At 69.3% G+C, this 25,358-nt stretch carries 25 protein-coding genes; 9 read left to right on the top strand and 16 right to left on the bottom strand.

Annotation, left to right across the window (positions count from 1 at the left end; all coding sequences use genetic code 11):
* Positions 1–11 precede the first annotated feature (11 nt).
* Together OP79_RS55165 and OP79_RS03120 are read right to left on the bottom strand one after the other, a co-directional pair.
* Positions 12–1,082, bottom strand: coding sequence for a S1 family peptidase (locus OP79_RS55165; protein ID WP_157857272.1), 1,071 nt, complete (start codon positions 1,080–1,082; stop codon positions 12–14).
* A 62-nt stretch (positions 1,083–1,144) separates the two neighbouring features.
* Complete coding sequence (locus tag OP79_RS03120) at positions 1,145–2,047, bottom strand: SGNH/GDSL hydrolase family protein (protein ID WP_245685197.1); 903 nt, start codon at positions 2,045–2,047, stop codon at positions 1,145–1,147.
* Between the two features lie 468 nt (positions 2,048–2,515).
* On the opposite strand from OP79_RS03120, the gene OP79_RS51305 reads away from it, so the two are divergent.
* Positions 2,516–2,863, top strand: coding sequence for a hypothetical protein (locus OP79_RS51305; protein WP_425428546.1), 348 nt, complete (start codon positions 2,516–2,518; stop codon positions 2,861–2,863).
* Between the two features lie 9 nt (positions 2,864–2,872).
* A complete protein-coding gene (locus OP79_RS49610; protein ID WP_051744366.1) occupies positions 2,873–3,247 on the top strand; it encodes a Scr1 family TA system antitoxin-like transcriptional regulator in 375 nt (124 codons plus the stop codon).
* On the opposite strand, the gene OP79_RS03105 is transcribed toward OP79_RS49610, so the two are convergent.
* The 6 genes from OP79_RS03105 to OP79_RS03080 form a co-directional block, all read right to left on the bottom strand.
* Positions 3,196–3,945: a FadR/GntR family transcriptional regulator gene (locus OP79_RS03105; protein ID WP_245685196.1), complete on the bottom strand. Its 750-nt coding sequence runs from the start codon at positions 3,943–3,945 to the stop codon at positions 3,196–3,198. The two genes, OP79_RS49610 and OP79_RS03105, sit on opposite strands and share 52 nt — an antisense overlap.
* 36 nt (positions 3,946–3,981) lie before the next feature.
* Complete coding sequence (locus tag OP79_RS03100) at positions 3,982–4,395, bottom strand: Zn-ribbon domain-containing OB-fold protein (protein ID WP_033318307.1); 414 nt, start codon at positions 4,393–4,395, stop codon at positions 3,982–3,984.
* Positions 4,392–5,546, bottom strand: coding sequence for a thiolase family protein (locus OP79_RS03095; RefSeq protein WP_033318306.1), 1,155 nt, complete (start codon positions 5,544–5,546; stop codon positions 4,392–4,394). Before OP79_RS03095 ends, OP79_RS03100 begins: the two co-directional genes overlap by 4 nt.
* Positions 5,547–5,550: 4 nt before the next feature.
* Complete coding sequence (locus OP79_RS03090) at positions 5,551–7,140, bottom strand: AMP-binding protein (RefSeq protein ID WP_033318305.1); 1,590 nt, start codon at positions 7,138–7,140, stop codon at positions 5,551–5,553.
* Between the two features lie 43 nt (positions 7,141–7,183).
* Entirely contained in the window at positions 7,184–8,674 is a 1,491-nt protein-coding gene (locus tag OP79_RS03085; RefSeq protein WP_033318304.1) for an aldehyde dehydrogenase family protein, read from the bottom strand.
* Between the two features lie 143 nt (positions 8,675–8,817).
* Positions 8,818–9,960: an acyl-CoA dehydrogenase family protein gene (locus OP79_RS03080; RefSeq protein WP_033318303.1), complete on the bottom strand. Its 1,143-nt coding sequence runs from the start codon at positions 9,958–9,960 to the stop codon at positions 8,818–8,820.
* A 104-nt stretch (positions 9,961–10,064) separates the two neighbouring features.
* Between OP79_RS03080 and OP79_RS03075 the strand changes: the two genes are divergently transcribed.
* From OP79_RS03075 to OP79_RS03050, 6 genes are read left to right on the top strand one after another with little or no spacing between them, the layout of a single operon-like run.
* A complete protein-coding gene (locus OP79_RS03075; protein ID WP_033318302.1) occupies positions 10,065–10,820 on the top strand; it encodes an SDR family NAD(P)-dependent oxidoreductase in 756 nt (251 codons plus the stop codon).
* A gap of 13 nt (positions 10,821–10,833) precedes the next feature.
* Positions 10,834–11,610, top strand: coding sequence for an enoyl-CoA hydratase/isomerase family protein (locus tag OP79_RS03070; RefSeq protein ID WP_033318301.1), 777 nt, complete (start codon positions 10,834–10,836; stop codon positions 11,608–11,610).
* A 44-nt stretch (positions 11,611–11,654) separates the two neighbouring features.
* Entirely contained in the window at positions 11,655–12,809 is a 1,155-nt protein-coding gene (locus OP79_RS03065; protein ID WP_033318300.1) for a CaiB/BaiF CoA transferase family protein, read from the top strand.
* A gap of 44 nt (positions 12,810–12,853) precedes the next feature.
* A complete protein-coding gene (locus tag OP79_RS03060; protein ID WP_033318299.1) occupies positions 12,854–13,765 on the top strand; it encodes an SDR family NAD(P)-dependent oxidoreductase in 912 nt (303 codons plus the stop codon).
* The gene (locus OP79_RS03055) at positions 13,762–14,292 is read left to right on the top strand and encodes a DoxX family protein (RefSeq protein WP_033318298.1); all 531 of its coding nucleotides are present in this window, start codon (positions 13,762–13,764) and stop codon (positions 14,290–14,292) included. Before OP79_RS03060 ends, OP79_RS03055 begins: the two co-directional genes overlap by 4 nt.
* A gap of 30 nt (positions 14,293–14,322) precedes the next feature.
* Positions 14,323–15,480 carry an acyl-CoA dehydrogenase family protein gene (locus tag OP79_RS03050; protein ID WP_033318297.1) on the top strand — a complete coding sequence of 386 codons (1,158 nt, stop codon included), beginning with the start codon at positions 14,323–14,325 and terminating at the stop codon, positions 15,478–15,480.
* A 123-nt stretch (positions 15,481–15,603) separates the two neighbouring features.
* On the opposite strand, the gene OP79_RS03045 is transcribed toward OP79_RS03050, so the two are convergent.
* The 8 genes from OP79_RS03045 to OP79_RS03010 all read right to left on the bottom strand — a co-directional run bounded on the left by OP79_RS03045 (position 15,604) and on the right by OP79_RS03010 (position 24,041).
* Positions 15,604–16,542, bottom strand: a complete 939-nt coding sequence (locus OP79_RS03045; RefSeq protein WP_033318296.1) for a serine protein kinase RIO — start codon at positions 16,540–16,542, stop codon at positions 15,604–15,606.
* Between the two features lie 405 nt (positions 16,543–16,947).
* Complete coding sequence (locus tag OP79_RS03040; RefSeq protein ID WP_033318295.1) at positions 16,948–18,081, bottom strand: acyl-CoA dehydrogenase family protein; 1,134 nt, start codon at positions 18,079–18,081, stop codon at positions 16,948–16,950.
* Positions 18,078–19,337, bottom strand: coding sequence for an acyl-CoA dehydrogenase family protein (locus tag OP79_RS03035; protein ID WP_033318294.1), 1,260 nt, complete (start codon positions 19,335–19,337; stop codon positions 18,078–18,080). Before OP79_RS03035 ends, OP79_RS03040 begins: the two co-directional genes overlap by 4 nt.
* A 14-nt stretch (positions 19,338–19,351) precedes the next feature.
* Positions 19,352–20,503 (bottom strand): thiolase family protein, encoded by a 1,152-nt coding sequence (locus OP79_RS03030; protein ID WP_033318293.1) that lies wholly within the window; start codon positions 20,501–20,503, stop codon positions 19,352–19,354.
* Positions 20,500–20,958: a Zn-ribbon domain-containing OB-fold protein gene (locus OP79_RS03025; protein ID WP_033318292.1), complete on the bottom strand. Its 459-nt coding sequence runs from the start codon at positions 20,956–20,958 to the stop codon at positions 20,500–20,502. Before OP79_RS03025 ends, OP79_RS03030 begins: the two co-directional genes overlap by 4 nt.
* 10 nt (positions 20,959–20,968) lie before the next feature.
* Positions 20,969–21,883 carry an SDR family oxidoreductase gene (locus OP79_RS03020; RefSeq protein WP_033318291.1) on the bottom strand — a complete coding sequence of 305 codons (915 nt, stop codon included), beginning with the start codon at positions 21,881–21,883 and terminating at the stop codon, positions 20,969–20,971.
* A 140-nt stretch (positions 21,884–22,023) separates the two neighbouring features.
* Complete coding sequence (locus OP79_RS03015) at positions 22,024–22,734, bottom strand: hypothetical protein (protein WP_033318290.1); 711 nt, start codon at positions 22,732–22,734, stop codon at positions 22,024–22,026.
* Complete coding sequence (locus tag OP79_RS03010; protein ID WP_033318289.1) at positions 22,734–24,041, bottom strand: phenylacetate--CoA ligase family protein; 1,308 nt, start codon at positions 24,039–24,041, stop codon at positions 22,734–22,736. The genes OP79_RS03015 and OP79_RS03010 overlap by 1 nt, the downstream gene beginning before the upstream one ends.
* A 189-nt stretch (positions 24,042–24,230) precedes the next feature.
* Here OP79_RS03010 and OP79_RS03005 point away from each other — a divergent pair, with 189 nt between their 5' ends.
* Complete coding sequence (locus tag OP79_RS03005) at positions 24,231–25,310, top strand: amidohydrolase family protein (RefSeq protein WP_033318288.1); 1,080 nt, start codon at positions 24,231–24,233, stop codon at positions 25,308–25,310.
* Positions 25,311–25,358 lie beyond the last annotated feature (48 nt).

Raw genomic sequence — 25,358 nt, 5'->3', positions numbered from 1 at the left:
CACATTGGAGGTCAGGAAGCGACCTTGATGAAGACGTCATCGAACGGGTTGGTGCTCTTGGCGGGGGTGGCGGACATCGGGACGTGCCAGGCAACGTTGTTGAATCCCGCCTTCTCGAGGCACACATCCCTGCCACTGAGCTTTACGGTGCTTCCACCACTGTGGACTGCGACGGCGTTGATAGCGGTGTTGCTGCCTGCCGCCGGTCGGGTATAGACCGCACTGCCACTGTCACCTGGTTCCGAGCACAGATCGCTCTGGATCACACCGTTCACCTGTGCACCCGGCTTGATTATGTTTCCTGCCGAGTCCTTCACCTCTCTATAGGTGACCCGGGTGTTCACGAGAGTCACCTTCCCGCAGGTCGTGCCGGTGGTGATGCCGTGCTTGCAGATATCCAAGCCGACCGTCGGTGCGGTGATTCCCCGGACCGGGTGGGTCCCGTTGTCGCTAATGACCTGGGGCAACGCGTCGTTGGTGTCGGGGCTGTCGTTGAGGGAATAGATTCCCCAATCGGACGAGCCGAAATTAAATGAGTGCCCGGTTGACGGCACCGAGCCGATCAGGGCGGTCTGCTGGTTGGCGGCTACCCCGGTGGTGAAACAGTGTCCAGCGGTTATGAATCCTGACTGGCCGTTGGCGAGCCCGACAGCGAAACCCGTCGTGCATGACCCAGAACCGAGGCCGCCGATCGACGCACCGCCGCTCGCGTTGACATGCGAGGCCGGCGCCGAAGCTTCCTGGACGGTTACCGTGACGTCATCACCGAATTGGAGCGCTTCCTTCGCAGCAGCTGACAGACCCTCTGGGACGAAGAGGTGCACACCGATCTTTTCCGCAACTGGATCGATGCCGACCGAGAAGCCGTCCAGCCCAGGAATGTCGGCGGCATTGACAAGACCGAAGACCTCGTCGCGCCGACTGGCATCAACAGCCTTTACAGTGTTAGTGGTACTGGCACTGCCGCTGTCCTCGCCGGCGACACTGATGCCGGCGATGCCGAGGACGGTGAGCAGTCCGAGGCCGAAGGCGGCGGCCTTGAGAGGTCGAGGACGTCTGGCGTGAGAGCCTTTGGGTGGCATGAGTGGTTGCAATCCTTACAGGAATTGGCGCGGACCGGAATGATCGGTCCTGAGGCGGATGGCTAGTTGGCCTGGGGCCCGGTGGTGGCGCCCAGGGCGGCCTCGAAGACCGCGTCGGCCATGGCCGCGTGGCCGTTCGCGTTGGGGTGGTAGGCCGCCCCGGTATCCAACTGCGCGATTGCGTCGCTCACCTGATTGATCCACAGATCGCCGGTGTCACACACCCGGTGGCCGTTGAAGAGGTCGTCCGGATCTGCGTACTGAACCCGATCGCTGGCCTCCGCCACCTCGCGGATCAGGTCGTTCATCGTCTCTTGAAGGCCTCTCATACGGTCCCGGTTGTCTTCCGAGATGGACAAGGCGCCGCAACTTCCGGTGGCGAAAATTTTCGGGTACCCGGAAATGACGATGTTGGCGACCAGCGCCCTCTCGCGTATCTGAGCGAGGAGGTCGGTGAGCGGCTGCCGCAGCGTCGAAATTTGCGGACTGGCTTCGTTCAACGCTTGTGTGCAGACCGCCGAACCGTTCAGGACACAGGTTCTCGCGACGTCGGCGAAGTGCACATCATTCCCACCAATAGTGATGGTCACCATTTCGACAGAGCCTGTTACGGAGCCGAGCTGGTCGTCAATGACATCCTGTATCTTCGCCCCGGTGCACGCCCGGTTGAACATGCTGGACGACTTGGACGGCTGCTGAGTGGCCACGTACTTCGCGAAGAATTCATTCGGATAGGCCAAGTCGTTCCTCTTGCAAGTGGTGTTGACAGCTCCCGTGTAGGTGCTGCTCGCGCCGTGGCCAGAGGAGTACGAATCTCCGAGTGCGATGTAGTCGAGCGTGCCGTCGATGGTACTGTCTTCGGCATTCGCCGTGAACACGACGACGCCCGACAGTCCGACTGCTGCCAATCCAGCGAACAGTCGGAGCTTGAATCGCCGCTTGTTACGTGATCTATCGCCTGCCATCTGCGATCTCCTCGCTCTCTCAACGGGACCTTCGAATCGCGACGACGGTTTCCAAACCGATTTCCGTGAAGGGAATACGGAATCTAGAACCATGCGACCTCGGCAACCAGGGTCAAACGTCCCTACTCGCTGGTTACTTATGCAGATTCGAGGGTGATGCCGGACACATGACGACATGAATGCCGGATGTATGAGGATTTGAGGGATCCCGCACGCGGCCTGTGGCAGGCAGTCGGCGTCTCCGGCGGGAATCACAGTGAGGTGACTGTCCTCATGGCACGTGCCACCGGCTTTGAACGCCCGCTGTGGGCTTGCTGTGAGTCCTCAGAAAAAATCACAGGCGCGGAACAGTGAGCTCTTTCCAGCCTGCTGACGGGTCAGGTGGTTGGGGCCGGGCCGTACTCAACGACGAAGCTCCCGGTGGACGGGGTCACGGCCAAGATCACCCATGCTCGCCAGGAGCTTCGCGTGCTTGTCCACCCGTCATCGATCGGCCTGTCCGGTCGCACCCTGCGGTGCCTGACCGGACAACTCGCCTCCCGGCGCCGGGAGATCAAAACCCGGTGGCGATGCCTCGCAGCCGGTCGTCAGGCCCCGCTCGCCCCGGCCCGTCCGCGCTGCGGTGACACTCCCCCAGCCTCCGGCCGGGGGTACCCCCAACGCCCGGCTCGCCGCCGGGTCCGGTATCGGCAGCACAACCGTGTACCGCCCTCGCCCACGGACATCCGCCTGTGGTGCCGCACGACCGGCGCCACCGACCAGGCCCCCGACCTGATCGCCGCCTCCCAGCACGCGGAGTCGCTCTACCGCGAGTAGCGACAGCGCGTGCGCTCAGGCCTGCGCAAGCTCCAGGACAGCTACGTGGAGCTGTACCGGTCGACGAAGCTGCTGCGCGTGTACTCACCCGTCCTGATCGACGAGGGGTACGCGCGGGCCTTGCTGAGCAGCAACGCCCGCTTCCTGGGAGTTCCCGACGACGCGGCCGAAGCGGCGGCGGCGCGTCTGGAGCGCTCGCAGATCATCCACGAGCCGGGGCACCGCTTCGTGATGCTCATCGAGGCGGCAGTGCTCTACTACCAGCTCGGCGACGCGGAGGCGATGGCCGCCCTCACGGTCTCGCCCGCAACGGCGGCCACAAGCGCGTTCCCTCAGCCGAGCAGGTCCAGAACCGTCGTCATGGACCGGTTCTGCAGCAGATAGTCCTCGGCCTCCTGAAGATGCACCCGCCACAACTCCTCCGCGGCATCAGCGCGTTGTGCAGCAACCAGGTCGACAAGCGCGACATGAGCGCGGAATCCCCGCCGGTTGGCCCGGATGTTCTCGGGCGTGCCCGCGTCGAGGTCGACGTGTGACCAGTTCGCCTGGTCGATGATGTGCCGGACCATCCCGGTCAGCACGCTCAGCGTCTCGTTCCCCGCGAGCTCCACCACCAGCGCGTGGAACTCCATATGGGCGCGGATGAAGGCCGACGGGTCGTCCATCAGCAGCTCGGCCTCGGCGACCGCGGCGCGCAACCGCTCCACGTCCTCGTCCGTGCGCCGCCCGGCGAGCAGTCCGGCGCACGGCGCCTCCAGTACCGTACGGGCGTCATAGACGTCTTTCAGAGTCGTGCCCCGGTACTCCAGCACCACCCCGGCGTAACGAGCGGCGACCGTCTGCTCGGGAACGTGTACCCGGGCCCCGCCCCGCGCACCCCGCCGCACACTGATCAGCGACTCCGACTCCAGCACCCGGAACGCCTCGCGCAACGTCGGCCGCGACACGGCGAACTCCGCCATCAGCGCCGTCTCGGCGGGCAGTGCCTCCCCCTCCGTCAACTCCCCGCGTACGATCTTGCGGCGCAGCTGTGCCGCCACCAGCTCGGCCATCTTGGGGACCCGTACCGGCGTGTTCGCCACGGTGTCCACCTCCGCCCTCACTCGGTCATCCGGTAGTCAGTCGAGTCCGTCGATCGCGTCCGGTACGAAGTACGGCAGCGTGATCTCGTCGGTGTAGGGGCGGAAGTCCACGCGTACGCGCAGGCCGATGACGACGTCGTCCGGGGTGTCGGCGTCCACGTGGGACAGCAGGGTGCCGCCGTCGTCCAGGTCGATCACGGCGAGCGCGAAGGGTGTGTCGAAGCCCGGGCCCGGCGCTCGGTGCACCACCGTCACCGAGTAGACCGTCCCCCGGCCCGCACTCGGCTCGTAGCGCCAGTCCGGCGACATGCACCCCGGGCAGGCGGGTTCGGGTACGAAGAACCGCAGGTCGCAGGAAGGGCAGTACGGGACGACGAGTTCGCCGCGCCGGGCCGACGCCCAGAACGGCTCCGACAACTCCGTCGGCATCGGAACAGGCCTGCCGGTCATCCGGTCCTCCCCAGCACGCTCATCTCGTAATGCTGCGCCCCGGAGCCGGCGTTGCCGACGACGGCCAGCTCCGCGCCCGCGATCTGGTGCACGGCGGCGCCCCGCAACTGCCGTACCGCTTCGACGACTTTCAGCGTCATCTGCTGCGTGCCGTTCCAGGCGTACGCCAGACAGCCGCCGTCCGGGTTGACGGGATGCTTGCCGCCCACGGCGATGGCCCCGCTTGCGGCCAGCGGGCCGCCTTCGCCCTCGCCGCACAGCCCCAGGGCCTCCAACTGTCGGATGATTTCGAAGGAGTTGGGGTCGTAGAGGGAGAAGACGTCCACGTCGTGCGCGCCGATCCCGGCCATCGCGTACGCGCGCGTGGCGGCGTCGCGGCCGAGCATCCCCACTTCGCTGAGAAGCGCGGGATTGGCGTACGCGGCCTGGTGGTACTCCATCGCGCCGCCGAGCACGGCGATGGGCGGCTGCGGCAGGTCGCGGGCCCGTTCGGCGGTGGTGACCACGAGCGCGGCGCCGCCCTCGCCGACGATGCAGCAGTCGAGGAGGTGGAAGGGGGTGGCGACCATGCGGGAGGCGAGCACGTCGTCGGCGGTGTAGGGGCCGCGGCCGTACATCATCGCCTCGGGGTTGGTGGTGCCGTTGTTGCGGATGGTGGCGGCGACCTCGGCGAGTTGGCGGGAGGTGGTGCCGTACTCGTGCATGTGCCGGGCCGCCACCAATGCGAACTGGGCGACGACATAGCTGCCCCAGACGTCGGTGAACTCCAGCGGTACGCCGGCGCCGACCGGCCCCGCGCCGCGCGAGACCAGCTTGCAGCCGCCGACCACGACGGTGTCCGCGTACCCGGCGCGCACGGCGGCTGCCGCCTTCAACAGCCCCCGGGAGCCCGCGTTGTCCAGCATAGAGTCGCTGGTCCAGCGCAGGTCGCGGCCGAGCATGCGGGCCCAGGAGCTGCCCTCGCCCGGTACGCCGCCGGGGCCCGGCCAGTCGACCTGAGCCCCGTCGATGTCGGACGGCTTCAGACCGGCGTCCGCCACAGCGCCCCGTACCGCTTCAAGGGCGAGATCCATGGCGGTACGGTCCGGGAGGGACAGCGCCTGCTCGGTGGCGTACACCCCCGCGATGACGGGCGACCGGCGGTCGGTCACGGCCTCACCGTCCCGCGCCGAGCGTGTCGCCGCCGGGGTAACCTCCGCCGCCGAAGCGGGCGTCGAGCGCTTCGTAGTCCTTGGCGTAGCCGCCGGTGCGGGGCAGGGCGTCAATGAACTCCACCGTCTTGGGCTTCTTGTACGAGGCGATCCGGGCCCGGCAGTGCTCGACGATCTCCTCGGCCGTCGCCTCAGCGCCGTCCCGCAGGACCACGACGGCCTTGACGTCCTGGGCCCAGCGCTCGTTCGGGACGCCGATCACGGCGGCCTCCTTGACGGCGGGATGCGACTCGATGCAGTTCTCGACCTCGGCGGGGAAGATGTTCTCGGCCGCGGACTTGAGCATCCGGGTCGTCGTACCGAGGAAGCTGATCGTGCCGTCCGCCTCCCGCCGCCCCAGATCCGTGGTGTGCCACCAGCCGAAGCGGAAGCGTTCCTCGTTGATCTCGGGTCGGTTCCAGTAGCCGAGGTGCACGAGGTCCCCACGTACACAGATCTCGCCCGCCTCGCCGGTCTCGCACTCCCTGCCGCCGCTGTCCAGGATGCGTACGGAGGTGAAGGGTCCCGGTCGTCCGGCGTTGCCGGTGCCGGTCCCGCCGTAGGCGCCGGTGACGGCGAACCCGGTCACCTCGGTCTGGCCGTAACCCCGGCCCTCGCCGCCGCCGTTGCGGGTGAAGCGGCTGGTGTCCGTGGGCACCATGCCCTCCCAGACCGGTGCGGCGACGCTCGCCCGCAGCTGGGACAGGTCATGGCCGGCCTCGCGGTTGAGCGCGACGAGCTGCGCGATGGTCGGGGGCATCAGATACGCGTGCGTGCAGCGCTCGGCGGCGAGCACGGGGAGCAGTTCCTCGGCGATCACGCGGCGGACGACCACGTTCTTTCCGCCGTGCACGAAAGCCGGGATGCCCCAGAACTGGTAGTTGCCGATGTGGAACATGGGCCCGGCGCCCAGGAAGGCGGTCTCCTGGCCGATGTCGCCCATCCAGGCGGCGCTCGCACCCATCGCGAGCAGATTGCGGTGCGAGAGCATCGAGCCGGACTGCCGTCCGGTGATCGCCGCGGTGTAGATGACGAGGAGGGCGGAGTCCGGGTCGACGTCGGTCTCCGGGTCCTCGGGCGAACCGGAGGCCAGGAAGGACTCGTAGGAGTCCGCACCCGCGGCGCTCTCGACGTCATGGCGCAGCCACAACGCCCGGTGTTCGCCGCCCAGTTCGGCCCGTGCCTTGGCGACCGTGTCGCCGATCTCCTCGTCCTGCCAGACGATCACGCGCGGGTCGAAGTCCTCGATCGCGTACGCCATCTCCGGGGCGGCCCAGCGCCAGTAGCCCGGGCAGACCATGGCGCCGATCTTCGCGGCGGCACCGAGGAGTTCCCAGATCCGGAACGAGTTCTGGCCCAGCCACAGGATCCGGTCGCCAGGACCGACCCCGGCGCCGGTGAGCGCGTCGGCGAGCCGGTTGGTTCGCTCGTCCAACTCCGGCCAGGTCAGCCGGACTTCGCCGTCGACCAGGGCGACCGCGTCGGGGTAGGAGTGGCGGTGCTCACGGATGAGATCGCCGAACGTCAGGCGGCAGGCACGATTCACTGAACTCACTCCAGAATGTGAGGTTCCTGATCCAGAGGTTCCTGAGGTCCCGTCAGGCACGGCTGATCCCGACGCCCTTGACGCTGATGAACTCCTCAAGCCCGGCCCTGCCGCCCTCCCGGCCGAACCCGCTGATGCCCACGCCGCCGAACGGTGTGGCGGGCGAAGTGATCGGGTTGGGGCCGGGGTTGACGTAGACCGTTCCGGCCTTGAGGCGCGGCACGAGCCGGTTGACCCGCGCGATGTCGCGGGTCTGGATGTAGGCGGAAAGTCCGTACTCGGTGTCGTTGGCCAGCGCGAGGGCCTCCTCCTCCGTGTCGAAGGGGGTGATGGCGAGGACGGGGCCGAAGATCTCGCGCTGGGCCAGGTCGCTGCGGTTGTCGACGTCGGCGAAGACGGTGGGGGTCACGAAGTAGCCGTCGGACTCGATGCGTTCCCCGCCGTGCACCAGTCGGCCTGCCTCGTCGGCGATCGCCTTGTCGATCACGTCCTGGACCCGGTCGCGGGCGGCGGCGTTGACCAGCGGGCCGATGTACGTGGTCGGTGCGAGTGGGTCGCCGACGGGCAGGTGGGCCACGACTCCGGCTACGCGCGCGACGACCTCGTCGTAGATGGAACGCTCGACGAGCATCCGGGTGGGCAGCGCGCAGCCCTGGCCGGTGTTGCTCATGGCGAAGGCGGCGCAGTACGGGACGACGCTGTCGAGGTCGGTGTCGGCGAAGAGCAGGTTGGCGGACTTGCCGCCCAGTTCGAACAGGACGGGCTTGAGGCTGCGGGCCGCGGTTTCCATGATGCGGCGTGCGGTGGCGGGTCCGCCGGTGAAGGAGATCTTGTCGATGCCGGGGTGGGAGACGAGGGCCTCGCCCGCGTCGCCGAGCCCGGTGACGACGTTGATGACGCCGTCGGGGATCCCCGCCTCGCGGGCGAGGTCCGCGAAGAGCAGTGCGGAGAAGGGGGTGGACTCGGCCGGTTTGATGACCACGGTGTTCCCGGCGGCCAGCGAGGGCGGGACCTTCATCGCGAGCGAGAGCGCGGGTGAGTTCCAGGTGATGATGTGGCCGATGACGCCGTACGGCTCGGCGATGGTGTACTCGACGTTCTCGTGCGGGCTGTAGGCGGCGCCCACCATGCCCTCGATCTTGTCGGCCCAGCCGGCGTAGTACTCGGTCCAGTCTGCGACGTGCGGTCCGACGTTCTCGGCCCAGCCGCCGATGCAGACGCCGTTCTCCAGTGGGCAGATCGCCGCGAAGTCCTCGATGTGGTCGCGGATCAGCTGCGCGAAGCGGGTGAGCAGCCGGCGCCGTTCGGCCGGGCGCATGGTGCCCCACACCTCGAAGGCCTGCCGGGCGGCGGCCACGGCCTGGTCCACCTCGACGGGGCCCGCGAGCGGGATATGGGCCTGGACGAGGCCGGTGGCCGGATTGATGTGCTCGTAGAGGCCGCCGCTCGTCTCGGTGAGGTCCTTGCCGCCGATGACGAGCCGCGGTCGCGGCAGGTCCTGTTCGGCTCTGTCCTGGTGCAGCTTCACGTCAACCGTGACCACGGATGCCTCCTCGAACCCGTTCGGACGCCCCGCTCTTGCACGCCCTTACACTTCACTTCGCTTAAATAGATAACCTATTTATCGAAAGCGGGCAATGCTTCTGAGCCACCGGGAACGACTCACAGACTCACAGACCCACAGGCTCACAGCCCCAGCGAGCGCCCGATGATCTCCTGCATGATCTCCGAGGTCCCGCCGAACACCCGCTGGACCCGGCTGTCCCGCCAGATGCGGGCGATCTCGTACTCGTTGACGTAGCCGTAGCCGCCGAAGAGCTGCATACAGCGGTCGATGGCCTGCCAGCCCATCTCGGTGGTCCAGTACTTGGCCGCGGCGGCCTCGTCGGCCGTCAGCTCACCCTCGACCAGCGCCATGATGCAGCCGTCCAGATATACCCGGGCCGCGTTCAGTTGCGCCCTGATGTCGGCGAGAGCGAAGCGGTTGGCCTGGAACTCCCCGATGGGCCGGCCGAAGGCGGTACGGGTCTTGGCGTACTCCAGGGCCAGCTCGAAGGCCCGCTCGGCGGAGGCGAGCGCGGCGACCGCGATGGCCAGCCGCTCCGTCGGCAGGTTGCCCATCATGTGGTAGAAGCCGCGCCCCTCCTGCCCGATGAGGTTCTCGGCGGGGACCCGGACGCCGTGGAAGAAGAGTTCGGCGGTGTCCTGGGCCTTCATGCCGACCTTGTCGAGCTTGCGGCCGCGCTCGAAGCCCTCGGTTCCACGCTCGACGACGATCAGGCTGATGCCCTTGTGCCCGGCGTCCGGGTCGGTCTTGCAGGCGACGATGACGAGGTCGGCGAGTATGCCGTTGGTGATGAAGGTCTTGGAGCCGTCGATCACCCACGTGTCACCGTCCCGGAGGGCGGTGGTGCGGATGTTCTTGAGATCGGATCCGGCTCCCGGCTCCGAGAGGGCGAGCGCGCAGATCGTCTCGCCGCTGATCACGCCGGGCAGCCAGCGCGCCTTCTGCTCGGGCGTGGTGAGGCGCATCAGATAGGGCGGGATGACGTCGTTCTGCAGCCCGAGGCCGATGCCGACCGAGCTGGTGGCGTGCATCTCCTCCGCCATGATGGCGTTGTAGCGGAAGTCCCAGAGGCCCTGGCCGCCGTACTCCTCCGGGAACTGCCAGCCGATCAGCCCGGCCTTGCCCGCGGCGGCCCATGCCTCCCGGCTCACCTGGCCCTCGTGCTCCCACTGCTCGGCATACGGGGCGCATTCGCGCTGGTAGTACGTCCGGGCGGTGCCCCGGAACAGCTCGTGTTCCGCGGTGAAGATGGTACGGCGCATGCTCGGCTCCACTCGCACATCTCGCTTATTTAGCTGAAGTAGTTATATGATAGCGCTGTATTAGCAGCCAGGCGAGTACCGATCGAGTGGCGAGTGGAGGACATGTGAGCGGACGGGACAAGGTGGCGCTCGTCACCGGAGCGGGACGCGGCATAGGCGAGGCGATCGCCGGCCGGCTCGCGGCGCAAGGGGCCGCCGTCGCCGTCTGCGACCTGGACCCGCAGGCCGCCGACAAGGTCGCGGCCCAGCTCGCCGAGCGGTACGCCGTCCGCGCCACGGGCGTCGGCGCGGACATCTCCGACGGCGCGGCCGTACGCGCCGCCGTCGAGCGGGTGAGCGCCGAACTCGGCCCGGTGGACGTCCTGGTCAACAACGCGGCCATCGATGTGCTCGGGCGTTTCGTCGACAGCCGCGAAGAGGACTGGGACCGCATCATCGCCGTCAATCTGCGCGGCACGATCACCATGACCCGGGCCGTCCTGGACTCGATGATCGAGCGCGAGAGCGGCCGGATCATCCACATCGCCTCCGACGCAGGCCGCGTCGGCTCCTCCGGCGAGGTCGTGTACTCCGCGACCAAGGGCGGCGTCATCGCCTTCGGCAAGGCACTGGCCCGCGAGGTCGCCCGGCACGGCATCACCGTCAACAGCGTCTGTCCGGGACCGACCGAGACTGCGCTGCTCGGCCAGGTCGCCGAGTACAGCCAGAAGATGTACGAGGCGACCGCGCGGGCGATTCCGCTGCGCCGTATCGCCCAGCCCGCCGACATCGCCGGTGCGGTGGCCTTTCTCGCGTCCGACGACGCCGCGTACATGACCGGGCAGACGCTCTCGGTCAGCGGCGGCCTCACGATGGTCTGAAAGGGCTGAGCTGATGAGCGTGCTGCGCGTCGAAGTACGCGACCGGGTGGCCGTGTTCACCCTCGACCGGCCGGAGCGGCTCAACGCCATCGGCTCCGAGACCGTCGGCCTGCTGCGGGACGCGCTGGCCGGCGTACGCGAGGACGACAGTGTCCGAGCCCTTGTACTGGCCGGGGCGGGCCGGGCCTTCTCGGCCGGGGCCGACCTCGGTGAGATCGAGTCGTGCACGACGCCTGGACAGTTCCGCGCCTTCGTGGGCCGGCTCACCGATGCGTACGCCCTCCTGGAGAACTTCCCCAAACCCTCGGTGGCCGCGGTGCACGGATTCGCCTTCGGCGGCGGTCTGGAGCTCGCGCTGGCCTGCGATCTGCGGGTCGCCGAGCGCGGGACGCGGCTCGGGCTGCCCGAGATGAAGCTCGGAGTGCTGCCGGGCGCGGGCGGCACCCAGCGGCTGCCGCGGCTCGTGCCGCCGGCGATCGCCAAGCAGATGATCCTCACCGGCGAGCCGATCGACGCCGAGCGGGCGTACGCGCTGGGCCTGGTCAACGAACTGGCCGAGCCCGGTGAGGCGCTCAAGGCCGCCGAGACGCTGGCCGCGCGGCTGGCCGCCGGTGCGCCGCTCGCGCTCGCCGCGGGCAAACGGCTGGTCGACCACGGGCTCGGCATGGACCTTGAGACGGCGATCGCGTACGAGCGAGAGACCGTCTCGGTGCTGTTCTCCACCGAAGACCGGGCCGAGGGGCTGAAGGCCTTCCGTGAGCGGCGGCCCGGGGAGTTCCGGGGGGCGTAGCAAGCAATTTCCGAGATGTGCAGAACCGCTTGTGGAGGTGGGCCGTGCGGCCACTTGAGGGCTTTTCCGTGGTCGAGCTGGGCATGTGGGTGGCGGCTCCGGCCGCCGCCACCATGCTGGCCGACTGGGGCGCGGACGTGGTCAAGGTGGAGGCGCCGACCGGTGACCCGAACCGCTACACGCTGCGGCACGTGGGTCAGGACATCGACAGCGCACCGCCCTTCGAGACGGACAACCGGGGCAAGCGCAGCGTGGTCCTCGACCTGCGCTCCGAGGACGGGAAGGACGCGCTGGAGCGGCTTCTGGAGCGCGCCGACGTGTTCGTCACCAACCTCCGGCCGGGTGCGCTGGAGCGCCTTGGTCTGGCTCCCGACGACATACGCGTCCGCCATCCCCGCCTGGTCGTCGGCACGTTGACGGGGTACGGCTGGACCGGCGCCGAGCGCGACCGGGCCGGATATGACGTCTCCGCGTTCTGGGCGCGGCCCGGTATCGCCGCCATGCTGAACCCGGCGGGTGAGCCGCCGCCCGGCATCCGGCCCGGTCTCGGCGACCGTACCGCCGCGGCCAACCTCGTCGCGGGGGTGCTGGCCGCGCTGCTGCGGCGGGCGCGTACGGGCGAGGGCGGCGTGGTGGACGTATCGCTGCTGCGCTCGGGGACGTACGCGAACGGCAACGACCTGGCGCTGCAGAACTTCTTCGGCAAGCGCGGCCGCACCCGGCCGCGTACCGAGCACGAGTCCCCGCTCTACAACTGCTACCAGGCCGCCGACGGACGCTGGTTCTGGCTGGTCGGTCTGGAGGGCAGCCGGCACTGGCCCGGAGTCATCAAGGCGCTCGGCCGGGACGATCTGGGCACGGACGAACGGTTCGCGACGGGCAAGGCCAGGCGTGGCCACGTACGGGAGCTGATCGCGGTCTTCGACGAGGAGTTCGCGAAGCTGCCGCTGGCCGAGTGGGCGGAGCGTCTTGACGCGGAGGGCGTGTGGTGGGCGCCTGTGCAGACGCTGGCGGAGGTTGCGGCGGATCCGCAGGCCGAGGCCGTGGGGGCGTTCGTCGAGCAGCCCGGCATGGGCGACGCGCCGCCGCTACGGACGGTGGCCACGCCCGTCGGCTTCTGGGGTGTGGACGAGAAACCGCGGGCGGGCGCGCCGACGCTCGGCGAGCACACCGACGAAGTACTCGGCGAACTGAGCTGACTGAGCTGACAAGCAAGCTGATTCAACTGATCCGGAGGTACGGCGTGGGCATCCTCGACGACAAGGTCGCGATCGTGACCGGCGGCGGGCGGGGCCTCGGCCGCGCGCACTGCCTGGCGCTCGCCGAGGCCGGGGCGGCCGTGGTGGTGAACGACCCCGGTGCCGGCGTGCACGGCGAGCAGACCGGCGACTCCCCCGCCGACGAGGTCGTCGCCGAGATCACCAAGCTCGGCGGCCGGGCGATGGCCAACCACTGCTCGGTCACCGACTGGGCGGCGACCGAGGCGATGGTGGCGGACACCGTCGCGGAGTTCGGGCGGCTCGACATCGTCGTGAACAACGCGGGGATCGTGCGCGACCGCATGCTGTTCTCGATGAGCGAGGCCGAGTTCGACGCGGTGATCGCCGTCCATCTCAAGGGCACCTTCGCGCTGACGCGGCATGCGTGCGCGTACTGGCGTCAGGCGTCGAAGCGGGGCGAGCGCGTCGCCGGTCGCGTCATCAACACAACTTCCGGTACTGGGCTGTTCGGCAACCAGGGCCAGTCCAACTACGCCGCCGCGAAGGCCGGGATCGCCGGTCTCACGGTCGTCACCGCACTGGAGATGCGCCGCTACGGCGTCACCGCCAACGCCATCTCACCGATCGCGACCACCCGGATGACGGAGGGCCTGGTGGTCGGCACACCGCAGCCGACCACCAACGGCTTCGACCCGGGCGACCCCGCCAACGCCTCCGGTGTCGTCGTCTACCTGGCTTCCGACGCGGCGGCATGGCTGACCGGCCAGGTGCTGCGCATCGAGGGCAACCGGCTCAACCGCCTGCAGGGCTGGACGGTGGCCGGTGTGCACCCCAGCAGGTCCGGCGAAGCGCTCACTCCTGACGAACTCGTCGAAGCCGTACCGCAGTTGTACGGCGCCGCTCCCGCGGGCCGGGCCACCGGAGTGGGCCAGTGAAGGCGCGGGGCGGCGACGTCGCGGCGCTGCTGCTGCGCGCGACGCTCGGCCCGATGCTGTTCGCGCACGGCTGGAACAAGGTCGCGGGACCGGGCGGTATCGAGGGCACCACGGGATGGTTCAAGTCGCTCGGGCTCGAACCCGCCCCCGTACACGCCCGTATGGCGGCCGGCACCGAGATGGCGGCGGGAGTCGGCCTCACCCTGGGCGCCGCGAACCCGCTCCCGGCCGCGGCGGCCGTCGGCCTGATGGCCGTGGCGGCCCGAACCGACCACCGGGGCAAGGGTTTCTTCGTCTTCAAGGGCGGCTGGGAGTACGTCGGTGTCGTCGGCGGAGCTGCCGTGGCACTGGCCGCGCTCGGCAACGGCCGGTACTCGGTCGACGGGCTGCTGCGGCGCCAACGGGCAGGCGCGGGACCCGCGTTGCTCGCCGCCGGAGTGGGCGCCGCGAGCGCGGCGGCACTGCTCGCGGTGTGCTACCGGCCCGACGAGAAACCGGAAGAGAAGCCGGGCAAGACGGACCAGTGAACAGCAACCAGATCCACAGAAAGAGGCGACATGGACGCGGCTGACTTCAGCACCGTGCTGTCCGAGGTCCGGCGCTTCGTCCGGGAACGCGTCGTGCCGCTGGAGGCGGAGATCGACGAGAAGGACGAGATGCCGGCGGACATCCGCGAGGCGGCGAAGAAGATGGGGCTGTACGGCTTCGCCCTGCCCGAGGAGTACGGCGGGCTCGGCCTGTCGATGTACGAGGAAGCCCAGTTGATGTTCGAGCTCGGCTACACCACGCCGTCGCTGCGCTCGATGTTCGGCACCAACAACGGCATCGCAGGGCATGTCCTCATGGTCGGCGGCACCGAGGAGCAGAAGGCGCACTGGCTGCCGCGGATCGCCTCCGGCGACGTACTGGCGTCCTTCGCGCTCACCGAGCCCGAGGCCGGATCGGACCCGTCGACGCTGACCACGAGGGCGCATCGGGATGGCGACGACTGGGTGATCAACGGCGCCAAGCGCTACATCACCAACGCCCCGCTCGCCGACGTCTTCATGGTCTTCGCGCGCACCGACCCCGACGCTCCGCGCACCCGGGGCATCTCCACCTTCCTGGTCCCGGCGGGTACGCCGGGCCTGACCGTGGCGCCCAAGGACCACAAGATGGGGCAGCTCGGCGCCTGGACGGCGGACGTCTACTTCGACGACGTACGCGTACCGGCCGATGCCCTGGTCGGTGGCGAGGAAGGCCTGAACCGTGGTTTCGCCACGGCGATGGGCTGCCTCGCGCACGGGCGTGTGCACATCTCGGCCCTGTGCGTGGGCATGGCGGAGCGGCTGGTCGACGAGTCGGTGGAGTACGCCCGTACCCGTAAGCAGTCCGGGAAGCTCATCGGTTCCTTCCAGCTCATCCAGGGCCTGATCGCCGACTCGATGACCGACTACTACGCCGGCCGCGCCACGGTCCTGGAGGCGTCCCGGGGCTTCGACTCGGGCGAGGACACCAAGATCGGCCCGTCCTGCACGAAGTACTTCGCCAGCGAGATGGTCTGGCGGGTCGCGGACCGCGCGGTGCAGATCCATGGCGGCGCGGGCTATATGCGTGGGGTCGCCGTGGAGCGCTTCTACCGGGACGCCCGGCTGTTCCGCATCTACGAAGGCACCAGTCAGATTCAGCAGGTCATTATCGCGAAGGCGCTACTCGGTGAGGCCGCCCGCGGCTGAACCCGCCCGCCGAGGTGTGTCATTCTCGGCGGGCGAAGACGGCCTGTACCGGCTCCCCTTCGGAGACTCCCACCTGCCGATCCTGTACTCGTTCCGCGCGGAATCGCCTCCCCCGGCCCGGTCCTAGAAGGCGTGCGCCATCAGCTCCGCGAACAGCGCGTGCTCGTCGACATCGAGGCCCCGCGAGCGGAACCAGCCGCAGATGTTGGCGCAGTCGCGCTGGAGGAAGTTCATCCCGTTGAGGTTGCCGACCAGGTCGACGATCTGTGGCAGGTCGATGATGACCAGTCGCTCGCCCGCCGCCAGGATGTTGTACGCCGAGAGGTCGCCGTGCACGAGGCCGTTCTGCACCATCGTCGCGAGCGCATCGGTGAGCTGCTCGAAGTACGCCGCCAGCAGCTCGGGTGAGGGTCGAGTCTGGGCGAGCCGGGGCGCGGTCTCGACGGCGCCGTCCTCGTCGACGACGGTGATCCATTCCATCAGGATCTCGGTACCGTCGATCTGGACCGGGTAGGGAACCGGCAGTCCGAGGTCCCAGAGCCGCACCAGCGCACCCCACTCGGACACCGCCCACTCGCCGGCCGCGACCTGCCGGCCGAAGGTGCTCTTCCGCTTGAGGGCCCGCTCGTCACGTGAGCGCTTCATCGAGCGGCCCTCGGTGTAGGACGCGGAGCGGTGGAAGGTCCGGTGTTCAGCAGAGCGATACCGCTTGGCCGCCATGACCACGCCGGCGGCGGGGTCGAGCGGGTCGGCGCGCTCGACGAGGTGGACGTCGGCCTCCTTGCCGGTCTTGAGGACGCCGAGCTCGGTGTCGATCGCGCCCTGCGAGGTCACCACCCAGTCCGGGAGCGGCTCGGGGCCCCGGCAGAGGGGTTCGACGCTGAGCCAGGTCGACCAGCGCTGGCCGTCCTCGAGGTCGTCGTAGGCACGGAAGTCGAAGACGAACCGGTCGTCGACGTCGCCCAGGTCGTCCGACGGCGGGACGTAGCGGTAGGCGTCGGTACTGAAGTCGTCAGGAAATGCCGGGTGCTGAAGGTGCTGCGAGAGATCGTCGTGAGACATCGCTGGAGGTGCTCCATGAGGTGAGAGGGAGGCGGTCTGCGGGCAGGCCGAGGACAGTCGTGGTCACGGTCGTGCCTCCTCTCGTGGAGCACCGGGCAGCTCCCGGTGTCTCGCCCATGGTGAGGGGCGGACACGGGGAGCGGCAACCGAATAAAGTCGGCCCGCGTCGAGCGGCCCCAAGGGCCCAGGCCCTGTCTCCCCGATCTTCGCGGATCAGCGCGCGGCGTCTGGTGCTGGGGGCACCTCCCACGCCTTTCAGGCAGTGGGGGAGCATCGGCGTGCGGCCGCATCGCCCTCGTACTGGACGTACGTGGGTGATGCGGCCGTGCGGCGAGGTGCCGTGCCAGGCGTCGTGCGCCCGCGAAGATCGGGGAGACAGGGCCTGGCGGCGGCGCAGCGGTTCGGTCAGATACCGAGCCGGTCCAGCAGCCGCTCGTGGTACACCGCCGGGCCCCCGAACAGGAGTTGGGAGGACTTGGCGCGGCGGAAGTACAGATGGGCGGGGTGTTCCCAGGTGAAGCCGATGCCGCCATGGACGTGGATGTTCTCCATCGCGGTGAACATGTACGCCCGTGAGCAGGCCACGTGCGCCACGCCTGCGGCGACCGGGTAGTCCGGGGAGCCCTCGGCGGCGAGCCGTGCGGCCTCGCGGGAGGCGGCCTCGGCCAGTTCGACCTGGACGAGCATGTCGGCGCACTTGTGCTTGACGGCCTGGAAGGAGCCGATGGGCCGGCCGAACTGGTGGCGGGTGCGGGCGTATTCGGCCGCCGTCTCCAGGCAGCGGCGGGCGCCGCCGGACTGTTCGGCGGCGAGGGCGACCGAGGCGAAGTCCAGGACCTTGGCCATGATGCGTCCGCCGGATCCGTCGGAGCCGACGAGCGTCGCGGGGACGGCGTCCAGCGTCAGCCGGGCCATCGCCCGGGTGGCGTCCAGGGTTTCCATGGACTCGGCGGTCAGGCCGGGCGCTGTGCCGTCGACGGCGAAGAGCGAGGGACCGCCGACGGTACGGGCGACGACCAGGACCAGGTCAGCCGTCGTACCGTCGATGACGAAGCTCTTGCGGCCGGTCAGTCTCCAGCCGCCCTCTCCACCCTCCCCGTCGCGCACCGCACGTGCGGATATCAGGGCCGGGTCCCAGGAACCGCTGTTCTCGGCGACGGCCAGCGTGGCCGTGGTCGCTCCCGCGGCGATACCGGGGAGATGGCGCGCGCAGGCGTCGGTGTCGCCCGAGGCCAGCAGGGCCTGGGCGGCAAGGACGACCGTCGCGAAGTACGGTGCGCACAGCAGGGCGCGGCCCATCTCCTCCAGGACGACGCCGAGTTCGACGGGACCGAAGCCGTCACCGCCGTACTCCTCGGGGATCGCCAGGCCCGGCAGCCGCAGCTGCTCGGTCAACTGGGCCCACACCGCCGGGTCGTAACGCGGCTCGCTCTCCATCAGCTTGCGGACCGCTTCCTCGGGCGACTTCGCCTCGAGGAAGTCCCGTACGGCGGACCGCAGTTCGCTCAGTTCGCTCTCGTCGGCGGTGCCAACGCTCATGCCACACCTCCCAGTTCACGGAACGGCGACTTGGTGTCGATGCCCGGTTCCTTGGGCAGGCCGAGGACGCGTTCCGCGAGGATGTTCTTCATGATCTCCTCGGTGCCGCCGAGGATCCTCAACGCCGGGGTGGCCAGCAGGAGTTCGGTCCAGGCGTACGTACCCCACTGACCGGTGTCGGCGATGGCGCGCGGGCCGAGGACGTCCGAGACGAAGTGCGCGGCCTTGGTGAGGTTCTGGCCGTAGAGCAGCTTGGACACGGACATCTCGGGGCCGGGGGCGACGCCCGCGTGGAGCTTGCGCAGGGCGCGGGCGTTGAGGTGTTCGGTGGCGAGGACGTCGACGAGCAGTTCGGCGAGCCGGCCGCGCAGGGCCCGGTCGTCCCAGGTCCAGGTGGCGCGCATCAGCGCGGAGAGCCGGTCGGGCGACAGTGCGGCGGCCACCGGTCCGGCGCCCTCGCTGCCGACCGTGGCGCGCTCGTTCATCAGGGTGGTCAGGGCGACGGTCCAGCCGCCGTCGACCTCGCCGAGGCGGTGGTCGTCGGGGATGCGGACGTCGGTGAGGAACACCTCGTTGAAGTCCGCGCCGCCGGTCATCTGCCGCAGCGGGCGGACCTCCACGCCGGGCGTGTCCATGGGGACGAGGAAGGCGGTGATGCCGCGGTGCTTGGGCGCGTCCGGATTCGTGCGCGTGAGCGCGAGGCCGATCTGACTGTGCTGGGCGACCGAGGTCCACACCTTCTGCCCGTTCAGCACCCAGTCCTCGCCGTCGCGTACGGCGCGGGTCGTCACGCTCGCCAGGTCGGAGCCGGCGCCGGGCTCGCTGAACAACTGGCAGGCGATGGCGTCCCCGCGGTACATCGCGGGCAGCCAGTGGTCCTTCAGCGGCTGCGGGGCGTGGGCGAGAATCGTCGGGCCGATCATGCCCAGCCCGATCACGCTGAGCGTGCCGGTGTCGGCGACGTCGTACTCGGACTCGATCGCGTCGTAGAGGAGATCGTGTACGGGGGTGAGTCCGCGTCCGCCGTACTCGGGCGGTCCGGTGATCCAGCCGAAGTCGTTCTCGTAACGGATCCGCTGCCACCCCCGCGCCCGCCGCACCTGCTCGCGCTCCTCCTCGGGCGGGAGGGCGCTGAAGTACGCCATCGAGTCGTCGCCCTCGCCCCAGGTGAAGGCGGTGCGGTCGGGGGCCTTCGCCACGTGGGCGTCCAGGAAGCTGCGTACCTCGGCGGCGAAGGCCTGCATGTCGTGTTCCATTTGGGGCTCCGCGGTCAGGTGGACAGGATGGTCACCGCCGACACGCCGGGCGCGCCGTACAGGTGGGTGTAGCCGACGCGGGGCGTGCCGGGGATCTGCCGGGTCCCTGCGGTGCCGCGCAACTGGAGCACGATCTCGTGGATCTGGCGCAGTCCGGACGCGCCGATGGGCTCGCCGTTGCCGAGCAGTCCGCCGTCGGTGTTGACGGGAAGACGTCCGCCGATCTCGGTGACGCCCTCGGCGATGAGGCGTTCCTGCTCGCCGTCCTTGCAGAGCCCGTTCTCGGCCATGTGGATGATCTCGGATCCGGCGTCGGTGTCCTGGAGTTGGGCGATGTCGACGTCCTCGGGCCCGATGCCCGCCTGCTCGTACGCGGCCCGGGAGGCGTCCACGGTCGGACTCGCCACCGGCTCCCCCACCGGCACGGACGGACTCTGCACCTCGAAGGCGCCGAAGCGGCGGCTGCGCAGGGCGGTGGCCCGGACCCGTATCGGCGTCGAGGTGGTGTATTTGTGGGCCTGGTCGGCTCGGCACATGACGACGGCGGCGGCGCCCTCGTCAGGTCCGCAGTACATGAACTGCCGCAGTGGGTAGTTGAGGACCGGTGAGGCGAGGATCTCCTCGACGGTGAGCGGGGTACGTCGCCAGGCCTTCTCGTTACCGGCGGCGTTGCCGAAGTTCTTGGCCGCCACGCGTGCGAGCGTCTCGTGGGAGATGCCGTGGTCGTGCATATAGCGGTTGATCTTCATGCCGAAGAAGTGGGTGGTGAGGAAGAGCCCGGTCTGCCCGTACCAGGAGGGGATTCCGGCGACGGACGGGTCGGCGGCGAAGGCGCCGCGCGGGTGCTTGTCCATGCCGATGGCGATCGTCAGGTCGTGCTCGCCGGTCTCGATGGCGCGGGCGGCCATCGCCACCGCCGTGCCGGCCGTGGCGCAGCCGTTGAAGACGCCGCGCAGGGGTACGCCGGTAAGCCCGAGGCGGCCGACGATCGCGTCCGGGTTGGCGACCTCGAAGCTGCCGACGTAACCGGCCTGGATCTGGGGCCAGTTGACGCCCGCGTCGGCGAGCGCCATGCGTACGGCGTCCGCGCCCATGTCCATCGCGGGCTTGCCCGGGAAGCGGCCGAAGGGGTGCAGTCCCGTTCCGATGATGACCGCTTCCGTCATGACTGCTCCTCGGGCTCGTCGGGCTCGTCGGCCGGGGTGAACGCGAAGGTGAGGACCTCGGTGCCGTCGGCGTCCACGGTGTAGGGCACGAGCGTGAGCCGCATCCGCTGCCCGATGCTCAGCTTCTCCGGGTCGGGTTCGGTGAGCCGGGCCTCGACCAGGACCTCGCCGGGGAGTTCGACGTATCCGACGGCGTACGGCTCGAAGGTGGCGGCGGTGTCGGATCCGTCGTACGGCGGTGAGGGTGGGCGAAAACCCTGGGTGGTGAAGGTCCACAGCCTGCCGCTGTCCGCCAGGAGCCGCTCCTTCGCTTCCGGGCTCCCGCAGCGTACGCAGTGGGTGTCCGTGGGGAAGCTGACCAGTCCGCAGGCCGTGCACTCGGTGCCGATGAGCCGGGGCTGGTCGGTGGGCGGCCAGGTGAACAGGCCGTCTGCTACAGGCTTTTGCGTCGTCATCTCGTGCCCCTCACGCCGTGCCGTTGCGGTTGCCCAGGGCGTCGGCGTTCGGTGCCGCCTTGGCCACGAGGTTCGGGACGACGGAGGACAGCTCCTCGGGTGTCCACCGGGACTCGGCACTCGCGCCGGGGCCGTTGACCCAGCCCTCCAGGACCGTGATGCGGTTGCCCATCACGCCGAAGACCCTGCCGGTGACCTCGCGGGAGGCCGCCGAGCCCAGCCACACCACGAGGGGTGAGATGGCCTCCGGGGTCAGGTCCTGGCTCTCGGCGGCCCGTTTCATCATCTCGATGTCCTCGGTCAGCCGGGTGAGGGCGGTCGGCGCGATGGCGTTGACCGTGACTCCGTAGCGGGCGAGTTCGGCGGCGGCGATGATGGTGAGGCTGGTGAGACCGGCCTTCGCCGAGCCGTAGTTCGACTGGCCGGGGTTGCCGAAGATGCCGGACGGGGACGTCGTGTTGATCACCCGGGCGTCGTTCTGCTCGCCGGACTTGGCACGTTCGCGCCAGTACGCCGCCGCGTGGTGCAGGGTGGCGAAGCCGCCCTTGAGGTGGACGGCGAGCACGCTGTCCCAGTCCTGTTCGGTCATCGACACGATCATCCGGTCGCGGAGGATGCCCGCGTTGTTGACCAGTACGTCCAGGCCGCCGAAAGTGTCGACGGCCTGCTGGACGAGCCGGGCGGCACCGTCCCAGGACGAGATGTCGTCGGTGTTGGCCACCGCCTCGCCGCCGGCCGCGGTGATCTCGTCCACCACGGTCTGGGCGGGGCCGGCCGAGGCTCCCGCGCCGTCGCGCGAGCCGCCCAGGTCGTTGACCACGACCTTCGCGCCCTGCGCGGCGAACGCCAGGGCATGTGCCCGGCCGATCCCGTTGCCGGCACCGGTGACGACCACGACTCGGCCGTCGACCACTCCTTGCGACATCCCAACTCCTACGCTCCGCTTGGAAGGACAGTTTTGAATCTGCGGGTCGGTGGGGGCTGGTCGCGCAGTTCCCCGCGCCCCTTTCGGGGCCTGCGGCCCCTCAAGCGGGCGCGGTCCCACACCAGCCCTGACCACGGCGCCTAGTTGACCTCTGCGAGCTGCACCCGCGGGTCCTCGCTGCCGCATCCGCACCGGCCGGTGACCACCTGACCCGCGATGCCCAGCGGCGTTTCGGGGAGCCCGGACCCGCGCCCCTCCCCCGCCGCGATGAACAGCCCGCCGTCCCGCTCGCCGACCCGCCACTCGGCACCGTTGACGTGCGCTCCGGTCCGCTCGGGACACTCCAGTGCGAGGGCCGGGCCCACCGTCGTCATCAGGGCGGCGGGCACACCGGCCCGGCGCAGCAGCGGTACAGCGGCCGGGCGGGCCAGTACGACCTGCGTCGCCTGGAACATCTCGCCGATGTCGGCGCTGCCGCTGAGTCCCTCCAGGGTCTCGGCGGACAGACCGATCACCGCGTGGGGCTTCAGTTCCCGGTGGAAGACCGCGGTACGGCGGTGGTCCCAGCCCATCGCCTCGGCGATGCCGTACGTCACCTTCAGCGCGCGCAGCGCCCCGATGACTGAGCGGCCCCAGAAGCCCTCGAATCCGGAGGCGGTCAGCAACGCCCGCTGTCCGGCGGCCAGTTGGTGGCCGCGCAGCGCTGCGGTGGCCCAGGCGGTGTCGCGGTCGATCTCCGCCCAGGTCAGTTTGGTTTCCTGGATGCCGTCCGCGGTGGGGAAACGCACGATGTAGGCGAGGTCGGGCCGGTCGAGCTCGCGGGCCCTGGCCAGAGTGTCGGCACGTGCCATCAGCTCTTCACCACCCTCGGGAACTTGGCGACGCTGGTCATGGTCTGCAACAGCTCCTCCTCGGTCCGCAGATCGAGCACCGGCTCGACACCGGTCCGCTCGTGCACGGCCTTGCCGAGCCGCCCGGCCAAGGCCTCGACATCGGCGGTGAGTTCGGGGTCGTAGCCGACGCGCAGCCGCAGTTCGTCGACCTCGCGGGCCGCTCGTACGATCTGGAAGACGCCCGCCACCGTCTCCGGCTGGTCCTCCACCGCCTGCCAGATGTCCCGCAGGACCACGGACTGCCCCTGGACCAGGGTCTCGTCGCCGCGCCGGCCCGCCACCCACATCCGGGCGTGGGTGCGCCCGCAGCCGCAGGTGTCCCGGGACAGCCGTACGAGGTCCTCGCTGCGGTAACGGATCAGCGGCGCGGCCCGGTTGTCGAGGTCGGTGGCGACCAGTTCGCCGACGCTGCCCTCCGCGACCTCTCGCGACCCGGATTCGTCGATGTCCAGGCACTCTGCGAAGACGGTGTCCTCCCAGAGGTGGAAGCCGTCGTGCTCCCGGCACTCCCAGGCGGTGCCGGTGTCGGCCGCGCTGGTGTACTCGTAGACGTCGATGCCCCAGTCGTCGCGGATCCGGTCCCGCATCCTGCGACTGAGCGGCTGGCCGGCACATGAGGCGCCCTTGAGCGAGGAGAACGCCTCCTTGAGGTCCACCTTGTCGGCCAGGTGCTCCAGCTCCACCATCTGCGGATACAGCATCTGCAGGTAGGCGGGGCGGTAGGTGCGGACGGCCTCGACGACCTCGTGCATCTTGCCGAGCCAGGTGTCCACCTCGACGACCACCGCGCCGAGCGCCTGGTAGCCGGGGTCCATGAGATTGCGGAAAGTGCCGGGCGGACTGAGCACCACGTCCCCGGGCCGCAGTCCGAGCTCCCACAGGTCACGCACCTGTGCGGTGATCAGCGGCGGCGCGTCCTCCCAGATCTCGGCGAAGAACTCCGGGTCGCCGGTGGTGCCCGAGCTGGAGGACACGGAGGTCAGCTCCTCGGGCGGGACGCAGAGCAGTCCGCCGAAGGGGTCCTTGGTGCGGGCCCGGTAGGCGCGCACCATGTCCTTGGTGATGAAGGGGATGCGTTCCTGGAAGTCCTCCAGGGAGCGGACGTCCCGCGGGTGTACGCCGTGTTCGTCCCAGAGTTCGCGGTAGAAGGCCGAGTTGCCATAGGCGTACTCGACCAGCTCCAGGACCTGCTCCTGCTGCCTCGCACGGAGCTGATCGCGGGGCATCGTCTCCACTTGTGGCTCGAAGTACCTGTTACCGGCCATGGCGCCTCCTCGCAGCCTCGTTCGGCTGCCCAGATCTTCCAGCCATCAGCGTAATGAGTCAACTAATTGGACGGAATAAGCTCGATGCGCCCGCCCGCTTGAGGCAGACGACACGGCCGAGTCTTCCCGTAGCTCCGCACAACATCTAAAGTGTCTAACTAATTGCATCCATTGACCCGAAGGAGCGCCATGACGAAGATCTGGGTCAACTCGGGAGACTCCCATGTGATGGAGCCCGACGACCTGTGGACCGAGGCCCTGCCGCCGCGTCTCGCCGACCGGGCGCCACGCAGCGAGCGTGGCGAGAAGTACGAGGTGCTCTACATCGACGGCGAGCGCATCGACCGCCAGCTCAACGACTTCATGGACGCCATGCGCCCGCCGGGCGCCAAGGATCTCGACGTACGCCTGAAGGACCTGGACCAGGAGGGCGTCTGGAGCCAACTGGCCTTCCCCTCCATGGGGTTCTGGCTGGTCTCGATCACCGAGCGGGAGCTGGCCCGGGAAACCGTGCGGGCCTGGAACGACTGGGCGCACTCCGAGATCCTCGGCAGGAACAAGCGCGTCATCACACCCGCCTGCGTGTCCACGGCCGACATCGACGACGCGGTCGCCGAGGTCGAGCGCGTGGCGGAGCTCGGCTTCAAGTCGGTGTTCCTGCCGTGCTCCACACGGCCCGGCGAGGAGTACGCGCTGGACCGCTGGGAGCCGCTGTGGACCGCCGCCGAACGAGCAGGGGTGGTGCTCGCCTTCCACATCGGCACCGGCGGCGAGAACGTCGTCTTCCGCGGTCCCGGCGGCGCGGTCGTCAACTACATGGAGACGACCTACCCGGGCATGCGCGTGGTGGCCCACATGGTCGCGGGCGGCGCCCTGGACCGCCACCCCGACCTGAAGATCCTCATCGCCGAGGGCGGCGCCGGGTGGGTGCCTGCGATCGGCGACCGGATGGACGAGGCCTACCGCCAGCACGGCATGTTCGTACGGCCGAAGCTGAGCCGGCTGCCGAGCGAGATCATCCGGCAGCAGGTGTACGCCTCCTTCCAGCACGACAAGAGCTCCGTGGAGGTCGTGGAGGCGACGGGCTATTACAACGTGATGTGGGGCGACGACTACCCTCACCTCGAGGGCACGTACGGCCACACCCAGTCGACGCTGCACGAGCTCTTCGAGGGCGTGGACGACAAGATCCGTGAGCGGGTCACCCGCGGCACCTTCAACGAACTGTTCAGCCCGCCGGAGCAGACGCCCGAAGAGGCCGCCGTCTGAACGCGTCATCCGCTGAAGCCCGGCCGCTGAACCCCCGCCCGCGAGGAG

The organism is Streptomyces yerevanensis (assembly GCF_000716805.1).
In the GTDB taxonomy this organism is placed as follows: domain Bacteria; phylum Actinomycetota; class Actinomycetes; order Streptomycetales; family Streptomycetaceae; genus Streptomyces; species Streptomyces flaveus.
This window is presented reverse-complemented; position numbering and strand designations above follow the sequence as displayed.

What these genes read in the sequence shown, in the direction of transcription:
- OP79_RS03030 (WP_033318293.1), bottom strand. Translation starts at nt 20,503, where the DNA reads ATGACGGAAGCGGTCATCATCGGAACGGGACTGCACCCCTTCGGCCGC.
- OP79_RS03050 (WP_033318297.1), top strand. Translation starts at nt 14,323, where the DNA reads ATGGACGCGGCTGACTTCAGCACCGTGCTGTCCGAGGTCCGGCGCTTC.
- OP79_RS03080 (WP_033318303.1), bottom strand. Translation starts at nt 9,960, where the DNA reads ATGCGCCGTACCATCTTCACCGCGGAACACGAGCTGTTCCGGGGCACC.
- OP79_RS03045 (WP_033318296.1), bottom strand. Translation starts at nt 16,542, where the DNA reads ATGTCTCACGACGATCTCTCGCAGCACCTTCAGCACCCGGCATTTCCT.
- OP79_RS03020 (WP_033318291.1), bottom strand. Translation starts at nt 21,883, where the DNA reads ATGTCGCAAGGAGTGGTCGACGGCCGAGTCGTGGTCGTCACCGGTGCC.
- OP79_RS03120 (WP_245685197.1), bottom strand. Translation starts at nt 2,047, where the DNA reads ATGGCAGGCGATAGATCACGTAACAAGCGGCGATTCAAGCTCCGACTG.
- OP79_RS03015 (WP_033318290.1), bottom strand. Translation starts at nt 22,734, where the DNA reads ATGGCACGTGCCGACACTCTGGCCAGGGCCCGCGAGCTCGACCGGCCC.
- OP79_RS03010 (WP_033318289.1), bottom strand. Translation starts at nt 24,041, where the DNA reads ATGGCCGGTAACAGGTACTTCGAGCCACAAGTGGAGACGATGCCCCGC.
- OP79_RS55165 (WP_157857272.1), bottom strand. Translation starts at nt 1,082, where the DNA reads ATGCCACCCAAAGGCTCTCACGCCAGACGTCCTCGACCTCTCAAGGCC.
- OP79_RS03100 (WP_033318307.1), bottom strand. Translation starts at nt 4,395, where the DNA reads ATGACCGGCAGGCCTGTTCCGATGCCGACGGAGTTGTCGGAGCCGTTC.
- OP79_RS03040 (WP_033318295.1), bottom strand. Translation starts at nt 18,081, where the DNA reads ATGAGCGTTGGCACCGCCGACGAGAGCGAACTGAGCGAACTGCGGTCC.
- OP79_RS03035 (WP_033318294.1), bottom strand. Translation starts at nt 19,337, where the DNA reads ATGGAACACGACATGCAGGCCTTCGCCGCCGAGGTACGCAGCTTCCTG.
- OP79_RS03005 (WP_033318288.1), top strand. Translation starts at nt 24,231, where the DNA reads ATGACGAAGATCTGGGTCAACTCGGGAGACTCCCATGTGATGGAGCCC.
- OP79_RS03070 (WP_033318301.1), top strand. Translation starts at nt 10,834, where the DNA reads ATGAGCGTGCTGCGCGTCGAAGTACGCGACCGGGTGGCCGTGTTCACC.
- OP79_RS03025 (WP_033318292.1), bottom strand. Translation starts at nt 20,958, where the DNA reads ATGACGACGCAAAAGCCTGTAGCAGACGGCCTGTTCACCTGGCCGCCC.